Annotated in this window: 14 protein-coding genes; 3 read left to right on the plus strand and 11 right to left on the minus strand. The window is 43.9% G+C overall.

The annotated features are described in order from the left end of the window. Positions 1 to 15: 15 nt before the first annotated feature. From WCV65_RS17545 to WCV65_RS17575, 7 genes are all read right to left on the minus strand, one after another. Complete coding sequence (locus tag WCV65_RS17545; RefSeq protein ID WP_338778264.1) at positions 16 to 357, minus strand: toprim domain-containing protein; 342 nt, start codon at positions 355 to 357, stop codon at positions 16 to 18. A 125-nt stretch (positions 358 to 482) separates the two neighbouring features. Beyond that, positions 483 to 728 carry a YusG family protein gene (locus WCV65_RS17550; protein WP_035413817.1) on the minus strand — a complete coding sequence of 82 codons (246 nt, stop codon included), beginning with the start codon at positions 726 to 728 and terminating at the stop codon, positions 483 to 485. Between the two features lie 58 nt (positions 729 to 786). Continuing rightward, on the minus strand, positions 787 to 1,170 hold the full coding sequence (gene gcvH / locus WCV65_RS17555) for a glycine cleavage system protein GcvH (RefSeq protein WP_035413819.1): 384 nt from the start codon (positions 1,168 to 1,170) through the stop codon (positions 787 to 789). Between the two features lie 49 nt (positions 1,171 to 1,219). After that, entirely contained in the window at positions 1,220 to 1,576 is a 357-nt protein-coding gene (locus WCV65_RS17560; RefSeq protein ID WP_035413835.1) for an arsenate reductase family protein, read from the minus strand. Positions 1,577 to 1,829: 253 nt separating this feature from the next. Then, complete coding sequence (locus WCV65_RS17565; RefSeq protein WP_338778267.1) at positions 1,830 to 3,614, minus strand: acyl-CoA dehydrogenase family protein; 1,785 nt, start codon at positions 3,612 to 3,614, stop codon at positions 1,830 to 1,832. 27 nt (positions 3,615 to 3,641) lie between these two features. Beyond that, complete coding sequence (locus WCV65_RS17570) at positions 3,642 to 4,817, minus strand: acetyl-CoA C-acetyltransferase (RefSeq protein ID WP_035413823.1); 1,176 nt, start codon at positions 4,815 to 4,817, stop codon at positions 3,642 to 3,644. Between the two features lie 13 nt (positions 4,818 to 4,830). Beyond that, the gene (locus tag WCV65_RS17575; RefSeq protein ID WP_338778270.1) at positions 4,831 to 7,212 is read right to left on the minus strand and encodes a 3-hydroxyacyl-CoA dehydrogenase NAD-binding domain-containing protein; all 2,382 of its coding nucleotides are present in this window, start codon (positions 7,210 to 7,212) and stop codon (positions 4,831 to 4,833) included. 179 nt (positions 7,213 to 7,391) lie between these two features. Here WCV65_RS17575 and WCV65_RS17580 point away from each other — a divergent pair, with 179 nt between their 5' ends. Next, on the plus strand, positions 7,392 to 7,541 hold the full coding sequence (locus WCV65_RS17580; RefSeq protein ID WP_082883900.1) for a YuzL family protein: 150 nt from the start codon (positions 7,392 to 7,394) through the stop codon (positions 7,539 to 7,541). A 44-nt stretch (positions 7,542 to 7,585) separates the two neighbouring features. Here WCV65_RS17580 and WCV65_RS17585 read toward each other — a convergent pair whose 3' ends face one another. Continuing rightward, the gene (locus WCV65_RS17585; protein WP_338778273.1) at positions 7,586 to 8,503 is read right to left on the minus strand and encodes a proline dehydrogenase; all 918 of its coding nucleotides are present in this window, start codon (positions 8,501 to 8,503) and stop codon (positions 7,586 to 7,588) included. A gap of 231 nt (positions 8,504 to 8,734) precedes the next feature. On the opposite strand from WCV65_RS17585, the gene WCV65_RS17590 reads away from it, so the two are divergent. Both WCV65_RS17590 and WCV65_RS17595 read left to right on the plus strand, forming a co-directional pair. Further along, positions 8,735 to 9,001: a hypothetical protein gene (locus WCV65_RS17590; protein WP_035413829.1), complete on the plus strand. Its 267-nt coding sequence runs from the start codon at positions 8,735 to 8,737 to the stop codon at positions 8,999 to 9,001. Between the two features lie 25 nt (positions 9,002 to 9,026). Beyond that, positions 9,027 to 9,380, plus strand: coding sequence for a spore coat protein (locus WCV65_RS17595; protein WP_035413831.1), 354 nt, complete (start codon positions 9,027 to 9,029; stop codon positions 9,378 to 9,380). Positions 9,381 to 10,018: 638 nt separating this feature from the next. Here WCV65_RS17595 and WCV65_RS17600 read toward each other — a convergent pair. From WCV65_RS17600 to WCV65_RS17610, 3 genes are read right to left on the minus strand one after another with little or no spacing between them, the layout of a single operon-like run. Continuing rightward, positions 10,019 to 10,282, minus strand: a complete 264-nt coding sequence (locus WCV65_RS17600; RefSeq protein WP_338778274.1) for a DUF2573 family protein — start codon at positions 10,280 to 10,282, stop codon at positions 10,019 to 10,021. A 2-nt stretch (positions 10,283 to 10,284) separates the two neighbouring features. After that, entirely contained in the window at positions 10,285 to 11,067 is a 783-nt protein-coding gene (locus WCV65_RS17605) for an IucA/IucC family C-terminal-domain containing protein (protein ID WP_338778275.1), read from the minus strand. After that, positions 11,060 to 11,878, minus strand: coding sequence for an ABC transporter ATP-binding protein (locus WCV65_RS17610; RefSeq protein WP_338778276.1), 819 nt, complete (start codon positions 11,876 to 11,878; stop codon positions 11,060 to 11,062). The genes WCV65_RS17605 and WCV65_RS17610 overlap by 8 nt, the downstream gene beginning before the upstream one ends. Positions 11,879 to 11,894 lie beyond the last annotated feature (16 nt).

The following is an 11,894-nucleotide window of genomic DNA, read 5'->3' on the forward strand; positions in this document are numbered from 1 at the left end:
AACCAGAACTCCTTGCTATAAAAATTTCGCTTGGACGTCAATATTCGCTCCAAGCAATACGGAGGCGATATGGTGCTCTGGAGCTGCAGCAACTTCCTTATACATTTTATCAATATACAGATGCGAAGCTTCAGGAAACTCTCTGATGAACTGCTTTCGAAGCTTCTCTCCCGCTTCATCTGTATCGACTAGCACATAGACATCATTTTCAAAATATTCATCAATAAGTTCGTCCATTCTTGTGAGACTAATTGTGCCATTTGTGCAAATAATTTTGACCGGCTCATTAATGACTTCCTGAATTTTCATCTTATCTGATCTGCCTTCAACAATAATGATTTTAGGAGCCTCTGACATGACCATCACATCACCTGTTCATTTTGTCTTTCTAAAGTTTATTCTCTTTTCAATCCAATGTTTCCTGCAGAAGCAGTCTGGAATGAAAAGCAGATAAGGCAGTGGACGGCTCCACTGCCTTATCATTAACACCAGCCGTTTTCGTCGTCACAATCAACATACTTTTCATCTGGTTTATCCGGCACGTCAGCCATCTGATAAAAACGGTCTTCATTGGCTTCGAATCCGTTCTTTAACTCAAATTTGCTGCCGCCTTCCCCATTAGTCATTGTCCCGATCGGCTGGTTGTCCAAAAAAAGATTCATCTGTCCATTTACAAACTTGCCCGTTATATGATCCGTAACGTCGATCCGTTGTTTTTTAAGCGTCAAGTCAAGCCCTCCTTTTTCCTTAGGATGACCCAACTTGATTTATAAAACGCTGGATAAATTAGTCTTCGTTGGTCATTTCTGTGTATTGTTCTGCCGTCATCAAGTTCTCGATTTCACTTGAATCAGAGGGCTCAATCACGATCATCCACGCTTTTTCGTATGGAGATTCATTTACATATTCAGGATTGTCATCCAAGTCTTCATTCACTTCCACAACTTTACCGCTGATTGGTGCATAAAGCTCAGAAACAGTTTTAACAGATTCAACAGAACCAAACGGCTCATCTGCTTTAATTTCAGTTCCCGCTTCAGGAAGCTCAACGAAAACAATATCTCCAAGCTCTGACTGTGCAAAATGTGTAATTCCTACTCGTACTTTATCGCCTTCAACTTTTACCCACTCATGTTCTTCAGAATAACGAAGTTCGTTTGGTGTATTCATTTTATTCCCTCCAAAGTTCTATTGTTTATGGAAAAGACAGAGTCTCTTCTTACGTCCACATTTGCTCAAAGTCATTTTCTTTAAAACCCACAGTGACCTTGCTTCCGCTCGCTGTAATCGGTCTTTTAATGAGCATTCCATCTGAAGATAAAACGGTTAGCATTTCGTCTTCACTCATGCTGCTCAAACGGTCTTTCAAGCCTAACTCACGGTATTTCTGACCGCTCGTATTAAAAAACTTCTTCAGCTCCAAACCGCTCTTGGAATAAAGATCCTTTAATGCATCTTTACTAGGGGGGTTTTCCGCAATATGTATTACATTTAGTTCATGGCCCTGCTCTTCCAGCCATTTCTTCGCTTTCCGGCATGTACCGCATTTAGGATACCAGTAAAAGTCCAATGTAATCCTCCTTATTGTACCATGCAGCCTGCCAATTATGTTGAAATAAACGCTCATCATTAAGCAAGGCTGCCTAAAAAGTTATAGCCCTATTTTACTCACCTTTGCCGTTCGTTTGCAAGGAAGAGCATTATCGACCGATATACAAGCTCAACTCGCTCGTTCATTTACTCTATGAGCTCATGCATTCATATTTATCAAAGTCATCAAAAAAAAGCATGCAAGCCGGCCGGGCTGCATGCTCTCTTCTGTAAAAAAATTAGTTTACATAGCGATTCGCATCAATAATTGCTGCTGCGATTTCACGTTTTTTTGCAATGACGTTAATCGGTGTATAGCGGGTAAATTTGCGCAATGCGGAAATCATCATGCGAAGGGAATCACCTGTTTCAATAGCTACCAGGGATTCTTTAGCATGTGCTTCAATTTCGTTAAATGCCTCTTGGCAATAAACTTGTGTATAAAGAAGCTTTTGGCTGTTTTTAGCTTCTCCAGAAGCAGCGATTGCTTTCTCGGTACGGAGGATCGCAGACTCCATTGCATAAATATTGCTTACAATATCAGCAATATTCACAAGAATCTCCTGCTCTTTTTGCAGTTCCTGTCCGTACTTTTGTGCAGCTAAACCAGCAATCATAATCCCGATTTTTTTCGCATTTTTAAGCAAATGCTTCTCTTGCTCAAGCGTGCCTTCACCCACTTCTTCCGGCATAAGCATCATTAGCTCTTCCTGCAGGGCCTGTGCTTTTTGAAGAAGAGGGAGCTCGCCTTTCATGGCTTTACGAAGGAATGTTCCTGGCACGAGAAGACGGTTAATTTCATTCGTTCCTTCAAAGATCCGGTTAATACGGGAATCACGGTAAGCTCTTTCTACTTCATATTCCTGCATGAAACCGTAGCCGCCGTGAATTTGTACACCTTCATCTGCTACATAATCAAGTGTTTCAGATCCCAAAACTTTATTTAATGAACACTCAATCGCATATTCAGCAATTGAGGCAGCGACAGCACGGCCGTCCTTTGTCTCTTCTTCGGAAAGCAAGCTCATTCTTTCTTCAAAAAGACCTACCGTACGGTATACAGAGCTTTCCATTGCGTATGTTTTGGAAGCCATGTTCGCAAGCTTCTCTTGAATGAGCGAGAATTTTGAAATTGGTGTTTTAAACTGCTGGCGCTGGTTCGCGTATTGGACGGAAACGTCGATGACCCGTTTTGAGCCGCCAATTGTCCCAACAGCAAGCTTGTAGCGGCCAATATTTAGAATGTTAAAGGCGATTACGTGGCCCTTTCCAAGCTCTCCAAGAAGGTTTTCCTTTGGCACCATGGCATCTTCAAGAATCAGTGTACGTGTAGAAGAACCTTTGATTCCCATTTTCTTCTCTTCAGGCCCAGTTGAAACTCCCGGGAATTTTTTTTCAACGATAAACGCGGAGAAATGTTCGCCGTCAACTTTTGCATACACAACAAACACATCAGCAAAAGCGGAATTTGTGATCCATTGTTTTTCACCGTTCAATACATAATGAGTACCTTCTGCATTCAGCCTTGCAGTTGTTCTTGCTCCAAGTGCATCTGAACCGGAACCAGGCTCTGTCAAAGCATATGCAGCTAGTCTCTCACCAACGGCTAAGTCGGGAAGATACTGCTTTTTCTGTTCTTCATTACCGAAAAGAACGATTGGCAGAGACCCAATTCCTACGTGAGCTCCGAAGGAAAGCGCAAAGCTTCCTGCACGGGAGAATTTCTCTGTAATAAGAGCTGAGCTGATTTTATCGAGCCCAAGTCCGCCGTATTCTTCAGGTACGTCCGCACCTAGCAGCCCGAGTTCTCCTGCTTGCTTTAATAGCTTAACGGATTTATCAAATTCATGTTTTTCAATGTCTTCAAGCTGTGGAAGTACGTCATTTACGACAAAGTCCTCCGTCGTTTTTGCAATCATTTTATGCTCTTCTGTAAAATCCTCCGGTGTAAATACACGTTCAAAGGATGCATCCTCAATTAAAAAGCTTCCGCCTTTTGTTACGGTTTCTAATGATTTAGCCATTATTTAACCCTCCAAGTTCATATTCTATTAAACTAGTTCGAATACGCCTGCAGCACCCATACCGCCGCCGATGCACATGGTTACAACACCAAACTGCTCATTTCTGCGCTTCATTTCGTGGATAAGCGACAGCGTAAGCTTTGCGCCTGTACATCCAAGCGGATGACCGATTGCAATGGCTCCTCCGTTCACATTCACCTTTTCTTCATCTAATCCAAGCTCGCGGATTACTTGAAGTGACTGGGAGGCAAAGGCTTCATTTAATTCAAACAATCCCACATCCCCGACAGTCAGACCGGCAAGCTTCAGCGCTTTCGGGATAGCTGCAACCGGACCGATTCCCATAACTTCCGGCGGTACACCCGCAACAGCGAAGGATCTGAATTTCACCATAGGCGCTAACCCAAGAGCATCCGCTTTTTCACGATCCATGACCATGACTGCGGCTGCCCCGTCACTCGTTTGAGAGGAATTTCCTGCTGTTACGGATCCTCTCACATTAAATACGGGACGGAGTTTGGCAAGGACATCCTGCGTTGTTCCCGGGCGTACTCCTTCATCTCTGGAAAATAAGATGGACTTTTCTTTCAGCTTGTTGTCAGTCCCCACAGATCGAAGCGTAACCTCAACCGGTACGATTTCATCTTCAAATCTTCCGGCTTCAATCGCAGCCGCAGCCCTCTGATGGCTTCTTACAGCAAATGCATCCTGATCTTCACGGCTGACTCCGTATTTCTGGGCCACTTGTTCAGCTGTATGTCCCATTCCCATGTAGTACTCAGGCGCTTCTTCCGCAAGCCTGGCATTTGGACGAATGGTATGCCCCATCATTGGCACAAGGCTCATGGATTCCGCTCCGCCTGCTATAATCGTATCGGAATGCCCTAGCATGATTTTTTCTGCAGCATAGGCAATCGTCTGAAGACCGGAAGAACAATAACGGTTGATCGTAACTGCAGGAACGGTATGCGGCAATCCTGCCAGCGCTCCAATATTTCTCGCCATATTCAAGCCCTGCTCAGCTTCAGGCATGGCACAGCCGATAATCAAATCATCAATATTGCCTTCGTAATTGCCCGCACGCTTTAACGTTTCTTTTACAGCAAGTGCTCCCAGATCATCAGGGCGCACGCTTGCCAATGTTCCTTTTTTCGCTCTTCCTACAGGTGTTCTTGCACCTGCAACAATGACCGCTTCTCTCATCTGGTACCCCTCCTTAATTACGTAACGGTTTTCCTTTGACAAGCATGTGCTGCATCCGCTGCTGTGATTTACCTTCTGAAACGAGACTCAGGAATGCTTCTCTTTCAAGATCAAGCAAGTATTGTTCATCCACTTTTGTGCCAAATGGAACTTTTCCGCCGGCAATAACAAAAGCAAGTTTTTTCGCGATTTTCAAATCATGCTCCGAAATGAAGCCTGACAGCTGCATCGTTTGTGCTGCTAGAAGAAGTGTTGCATAGCCTGATTCCCCTACGACCGGAATCTTTTCTTTTACAGGAGGGCGGTAGCCGTTTTCATGAAGCTGAAGCACCGTCCGTTTCGCATCATGCAGAAGGTGGTCAGCGTTTATACTGATGCCATCCAGAGCATCCAGGAATTGAGCATCTCTTGCTTCAGCTGCTGAAGTAGAAACCTTCGCCATAGCAATGGATTCAAAAACCTTGTTTGCTACGTTTTGAAGATCAAAATCCATCCCTTTAGGAATGCTGTTTAAATGTTTAATGTACAGCTCTTTATTGCCTCCACCGCCAGGAATCAACCCGACACCGGCTTCTACAAGTCCCATGTACGTTTCGCTGGATGCCTGGATTCTCGCAGCAGGGAGACAGATTTCCGCTCCGCCGCCGAGCGTCATACCGAATGGCGCAGCCACAACTGGCTTTGGACTGTATTTTATTTTTTGCATAGCCTGCTGGAAGTGACGGATGACCACGTCGATTTCATAGAAGTTATCATCCTGTGCTTCCATCAAAATCATTGCCAGGTTGGCGCCGACACAGAAGTTTTTCCCCTGGTTGCCTATGACAAGCCCTTTAAAATTAAGTGCTACATCATCGATGGCGTAATTAATCATCTGGATAATATCCATGCCGATTGCATTGCTTTGAGAATGGAACTCAAGCAAAGCTACTCCATCTCCAAGATCAATCAGGCTTGCACCGCTGTTTTTCTTAATAACACCTTTTGTTTCTTTTAAAGACTTAAGATTAATAGCTTTCTCGTTCGTTTCCAAACGGCGGTACTCCCCATTGCTGTAATAGAAGCGCACTCCATTTTCTTCTATATAGAAGGATGTATGGCCCTTCTCAAGCATTTCAGAAACCCAGGCAGGAATACTATATCCCTCTTCCTTCAGTTTTTCGGAGGATTTTTCAAGGCCAATCGCATCCCAAAGCTCAAATGGCCCTTTATCCCATCCAAAGCCCCATTTCATTGCCTGATCAATCGATACAATGTCATCCGCAATTTCTCCAAGAAGCTTTGATGAATAAAGAAGGGTTGGAGCTGTTATTTCCCAAAGCAGCTGTCCGGCACGGTCATCTGCATAAATAAGCGCTTTCAATTTTGCTGATCCCTTTGCCTGTTTTGCCATTTCAATTGATGGAGCGCTTAATTTTTGTCTGCTTCTATATTCCATAGAGGATGGATCCAGTTCAAGAATTTCCTTGCCTTCCTTCTTGAAGAAACCCTGTCCTGACTTCGCACCAAGCCATCCATTTTCAAGCATTTGCTTCATAAATGAAGGAACGTTAAAGACTTCTTTTTCCTGTTCCTCAACATTTTCATATACGTTGTTTGCCACATGGACAAATGTATCCAATCCAACGACATCAAGCGTTCTGAAAGTTGCACTTTTTGGCCGGCCTATTAAAGGGCCTGTAATTGAATCCACTTCACCAACGCTGTATCCCTTTTCAAGCATTTTTCTTAACGTTACAAGAAGACCGTATGTTCCAATCCGGTTTCCGATAAAGTTAGGAGTATCCTTGGCAACTACCACTCCCTTGCCGAGAACATCTTCCCCGAACGTTTTCATAAACTGAAGAATCTGCTCATCTGTATCTCTAGTCGGAATAATCTCCAGGAGCTTTAAATAGCGCGGCGGATTGAAAAAGTGAGTTCCGAGGAAATGCTTTCTAAATTCCTCTGAACACTCGGATGCCATCGCTTCAACAGAGATTCCGGATGTATTGGAGCTGACAATGCTCCCCTTCTTCCGGTACTTTTCAACCTGCGCAAACACTTTTTTCTTTACATCCAAATTTTCTACTACGACCTCTATAATCCAATCAGCCTCGGATAAACGCTCCATATCATCTTCAAAATTCCCTGCTTCAATAAGAGCAAGATTCTTTTTGGATGTTAGCGGAGCCGGTTTTTGTTTTAGCAGTTTTTGAATGGAACTTGATGATAGCCGATTTCTTACGGCTGGATCTTCCAGCGTCAGCCCTTTTTTCTGCTCATCCCCTGTGAGCTCTTTAGGCACGATATCCAATAGCAAAACAGGGATCCCGATGTTTGCTAAATGTGCCGCAATTCCCGAACCCATAACGCCGGATCCCAGCACCGCAGCTTTATTAATTTGCTGGACCATAAGTTTTCCCCCTTGTTTGAATGAATGCTCATTCATTTTTTGCTCAAAAAAAAGTTCTTCCCATTTCCTTCTCATTACTAATATAAAAGATTTTGAAAATTTCTTCAATACATTTGATGGAATTAATATGATTTTTCTTTTTATGAAGAGGAACGCTAGAACAGTGGAGGTGAAGACAGATGGCAAAATTGAAAAAAAATCCATCAAAAGCAGGTGTCAGTGCAGCAAGTGTTAAAGGAAACGCGGGTCCTTTCAACGAGCAGGATGGCGGAGGCAAACATACAAGCACCAATCAGCAATATAAAAAGCATAATATGGACGAAGCATAACAAAATAGGATCCTTCTGCTTTTTAGCATGAGGATCCTTTTTTGTTATTTCTTGATGACTCCCTTAAGGACGAACGCGACATTCGCAGGACGCTCTGCAAGCCTTCTCATGAAGTAGCCGTACCAGTCATTTCCGTATGGTACATATACACGCATTTTATATCCTTCATTGGCAAGCTCGAGCTGTCTCTCCGGACGGATGCCGAAAAGCATCTGAAATTCGAATTGATCAAGAGGGATATTATGCTCCTCTACAAGCTGTTTTGTATATTCAATAATGGCGTCATCATGCGTAGCAACAGCCGTATAGTTTCCATTTAGAAGATGCATTTTAATGATCTTTTTAAAATTCTCATCTACATCTTTTTTCTCAGGGAAAGCAACTTGAGGCGATTCTTTGTAAGCACCCTTAACCAATCTTAAATTCGGGCTGTATTTGTTCAAATCTTCGATGTCCTCTTCAGTCCGGTATAAGTATGCCTGAATAACAGTCCCAATATTGTCATACTCTTCTCTGAGTTTTTTGAAAATCTCGATGGTTTTTCCGCAGCGGCTGTAATCCTCCATGTCGATTGTGACAAAAACATCATTTTTCTTTGCTGCTTCAAGAATTCTGCGCATATTGTTCATCACAAGCGCGTCAGAAATATCGAGGCCCATGGAAGTCATTTTCAAAGAGAGCTGAGATTGGAGCCTTTCTCTGCCTATTGCTTCAATAGCCTTAATTGAATTTTCGGCCATTTCATTGGCTTCAGCCGCATTATCAACAAATTCACCAAGATAGTCAATGGTGACATCTAGCCCCTTGTTGTTGAGCTGTCTAATGGCCTCTGAAGCAAGCTCAATTGTTTCGCCGGCAACAAAACGGGCAGCACCAAATTTTAATCCGTACCTTTTGGCTACTTTTGTAAGCCCTCTATTTTTGGACAAAAACAAGAAAAAATTGCGCATTACTGTTTCCATATTTTCCCCTCCTGCAACCGCATACATTATATCTCAAAAATAAATGACGGCTGAGCTCCCTACAATACCCTCTATTATATAAAGCGCCTTCAATTACAAGTATTTTATCATCTTTCTGACTATTTGAATATCATTTTTTATCCAAAGGTGTCGTCTCATGTCAAATGAATAGAAACCTACCTGCTGGAGGAAGGATAGGAACGATACGCTTTTATTTAAGGAGGAATGAACATGCAGCAGCAGCCAATGCAAAACCAATCCAACGTGATGCCGCAGCCGCCGAATATCATATCAACAAAAGACCATCTGTACCTTCAAGATATGCTCTCCTGGAATCTTTTGGCCATGAAAAAAGCTCACTTTTTTGCAGAGCAATGCCAAAACCAGGAACTGAAAATGGAATTGGAAAAAACGGGACAAATGCACAACCGACATTACCAAACCGTACTAAGCCATCTTCAGCCGCAGCAGGCTCAATCACAGCCGCCTCTTCAATAAATTAAACAGAAAGGAGATTCACGTTATGAATCAAAACCAAAATCAGCAAGCCGGGAAGATTGGCAACCAGGAAACACAAGTACCAAAATCCCCGCAAATGAACGAACGTGACTTTGTAAATGATCTGCTTGCCACTGAAAAATACATGACAGACTCCTACTGCACAGCCATGAATGAAATGAGCCACGAAAGCTTATATAAAGATATCCAGTCCATCTTTAACGAAACCCAGGACTGCCAGAGACACCTCTATAATTTAATGTTCAAAAACGGCTGGTACAAAGTCGAAGCAGAACAAGCCCAAAAAATGCAGCAAACCTATCAGCAATTCTCCGGCTACGCCCAGCAGCAATCACCTTATGGGGGATTAATGCAATAACGAAAAGCGGAGGGCGCTTGCTCAGCGCTGAAAGACGGTGGAGCTGGAACTGACAAAGTCGCTTTTTGACTTTGACAGGGCCAGCGAAGCGGCCGAAGCGCTAGCGCCCGGAGCTGGACACCACGAAAAGCGGAGGGCGCTTGCTCAGCGTTGAAAGACGGTGAAGCTGGAACTGACAAAGTCGCTTTTTGACTTTGACAGGGCCAGCGAAGCGGCCGAAGCGCTAGCGCCCGGAGCTAGACACCACGAAAAGTGGAGGCGGCTTGCTCAGCTGTGAAAGACGGTGGAGCTGGAACTGACAAAGTCGTTCTTTGACTTTGACAGGGCCAGCGAAGCGGCCGAACAGCTAGCCGCCGGAGCTGGACACCACGAAAAGCGGAGGGCGCTTGCTCAGCGCTGAAAGACGGTGGAGCTGGAACTGTCACAGTCGCTTTTTGACAGAGCCTCTAATTGTGCATAAAACTGAATTGGACCGGCGCACTTTGATAATTCTAGTGAGCCGGTTTCAGCATATAATTTCAAATTTCATCATAAACCTTAAGAAATTCATCATGACTCCTCACAACCCTCGTTTCCATGCCCAAATCGTTATTCACATAGAGTGCAAAAAAGCACCGGCTTATATATTACGCCGGTGCTTAGTCGTCTTTTTTCTTTTGATTATTTTCACGGTGCTGTTCATTCATTTCTTTGACTTCGGTGCTCACTTGTTTCATCGCAAGTTTAAATTCGGGGTATTCTGCGTTCCAATGCCTCACCAAATTTGGCATCGTTTTGGCCATATGGGTGTAGAGTGCCCACATTTGCACTCTTTCCTGCCGATCTGCCTCAGATGTCCCAATGAGGAGGTCGCAGTATTTTTCAAACAGGCCGTCGAATTGGTCTTTAAACGTTTTGTCCATTGTTATCCCCCGTATCCTTTAGGTGGTTTTACACATTTAACGGGACAAGTTTTGCAGCGGGCTCCGCGATCGGAGGTTAAGTAAAACAGACAGCAGGTGCGTCTCATTCTGATTTCCTGACCTGTCTCAGGCTGTATGGCTGTATGCCCGTCATAACGCTTCAATGGATTCTGATGATAATCTCCAAAGAGGGAACCTTCTGCTTCAGCTACTGTAAAATGAAAGTCGCTTTCAATCTGGTCTTTGCTGATTCCTTCTGGAACAGATGCTAAAAGGGTTTCAAACATCCACTTTACATAGATGCAAACATTTTCCCAAAGAATCCATTTGGATATACTTGTATTTCTGCTTGCTGTCTTGATCAGTGGATAAATGTTTTCTGCGAAAAGCTGTCGAATAACGGAGCTTCTCCATTCTTCCCTGCTTTCATTTTCTCCGGGCACGACGGCTTCCAGATTATGAAAATGAAAGGACGGAAGCCATAAAGGATCCTGGTCATCCGTTTCCAAAGATAGATTTTCGGGTCTTAGGTTAGGAACCTTATTATAGACTGTCATGGAATACAGGGTTAAAGCGGCTAGAAATCCATAACGCTTTAAAAGCATGGACGCCGCTGTCTTTCGGTCAGGAGCTTCAATCTTCGGTTTCACCTTGTCCAAATAGGCTTTTAATGATTCTGGGTCCAGGAGATCCTTTACTTCAACAGAGAGGGTGGAAGACCAGCGCTTCCTTCCCAAACGGAATTTTTCAAGTTCCGCAAGCTCTCTTTCTATAAATTCAGCCATTTTGCATACTCACTTCTTTCAGAATACAGCGGCCCCGTCCATGCGGTATACAAAGAGGGGTTCCGAAAAGCGGATCCACTGTGACCTCGCAATTCATTTGAAAAACGTCCTGAACCAGATTGCAGCTTATGACTTCCTCCGGTTTACCCTGATCATGGATCTTTCTGTCCTTAATGGCTACAAGATGATGAGCATAGCGGCATGCTAAGTTTAAATCATGAAGCACCATGACAATCGTTCGGTTTTCGCGTTCGTTCAGCTCAAACAGCAAATCCAATATTTCAATCTGATGTGTCATATCAAGATAGGTCGTAGGTTCATCCAAAAGAATAATATCCGTGTCCTGTGCGAGCGTCATCGCAATCCATGCACGCTGGCGCTGTCCTCCTGACAGGGAATCGACAGGACGGTCGGCAAAATCCAGCATTCTTGTAGATTCAAGCGCTTTGCAGACGGCATCCTCATCCTCTTTTGACCACTGGCTCAGCCAATTTTGGTAAGGATAACGTCCTTGTTTAACAAGCTGAAGAACGGTAAGTCCTTCCGGTGCAGCAGGTCCTTGCGGAAGAATAGCGAGTTTTTTCGCTACCTCCTTTGTCGGAAGCTTTGCAATAGACCCTCCTTCTAAAAGGACGGATCCATGACTTGGCTTAAGAAGTCTCGCGAGGGAGCGGAGCAATGTCGATTTTCCGCAGCCGTTGCTTCCGATAAAAACAGTAATTTCGCCTTTTGGAAGGGTCAGATCCAGTTCATCTATAATAATGGAATCCCCGTAGGATAAAGTCAGGGATTTCGTTTCAATTGCACTCATGTTATCTCGCCCCTTT

Source organism: Metabacillus sp. FJAT-52054, assembly GCF_037201815.1.
GTDB lineage: Bacteria > Bacillota > Bacilli > Bacillales > Bacillaceae > Metabacillus_B > Metabacillus_B sediminis.

Coding starts and splice junctions, on each gene's coding strand:
- WCV65_RS17600 (WP_338778274.1), bottom strand. CDS start 10,282: ATGGACAAAACGTTTAAAGACCAATTCGACGGCCTGTTTGAAAAATAC.
- WCV65_RS17590 (WP_035413829.1), top strand. CDS start 8,735: ATGCAGCAGCAGCCAATGCAAAACCAATCCAACGTGATGCCGCAGCCG.
- WCV65_RS17610 (WP_338778276.1), bottom strand. CDS start 11,878: ATGAGTGCAATTGAAACGAAATCCCTGACTTTATCCTACGGGGATTCC.
- WCV65_RS17570 (WP_035413823.1), bottom strand. CDS start 4,817: ATGAGAGAAGCGGTCATTGTTGCAGGTGCAAGAACACCTGTAGGAAGA.
- WCV65_RS17565 (WP_338778267.1), bottom strand. CDS start 3,614: ATGGCTAAATCATTAGAAACCGTAACAAAAGGCGGAAGCTTTTTAATT.
- WCV65_RS17585 (WP_338778273.1), bottom strand. CDS start 8,503: ATGGAAACAGTAATGCGCAATTTTTTCTTGTTTTTGTCCAAAAATAGA.
- WCV65_RS17595 (WP_035413831.1), top strand. CDS start 9,027: ATGAATCAAAACCAAAATCAGCAAGCCGGGAAGATTGGCAACCAGGAA.
- WCV65_RS17605 (WP_338778275.1), bottom strand. CDS start 11,067: ATGGCTGAATTTATAGAAAGAGAGCTTGCGGAACTTGAAAAATTCCGT.
- WCV65_RS17575 (WP_338778270.1), bottom strand. CDS start 7,212: ATGGTCCAGCAAATTAATAAAGCTGCGGTGCTGGGATCCGGCGTTATG.
- WCV65_RS17580 (WP_082883900.1), top strand. CDS start 7,392: ATGGCAAAATTGAAAAAAAATCCATCAAAAGCAGGTGTCAGTGCAGCA.
- gcvH (WP_035413819.1), bottom strand. CDS start 1,170: ATGAATACACCAAACGAACTTCGTTATTCTGAAGAACATGAGTGGGTA.
- WCV65_RS17545 (WP_338778264.1), bottom strand. CDS start 357: ATGTCAGAGGCTCCTAAAATCATTATTGTTGAAGGCAGATCAGATAAG.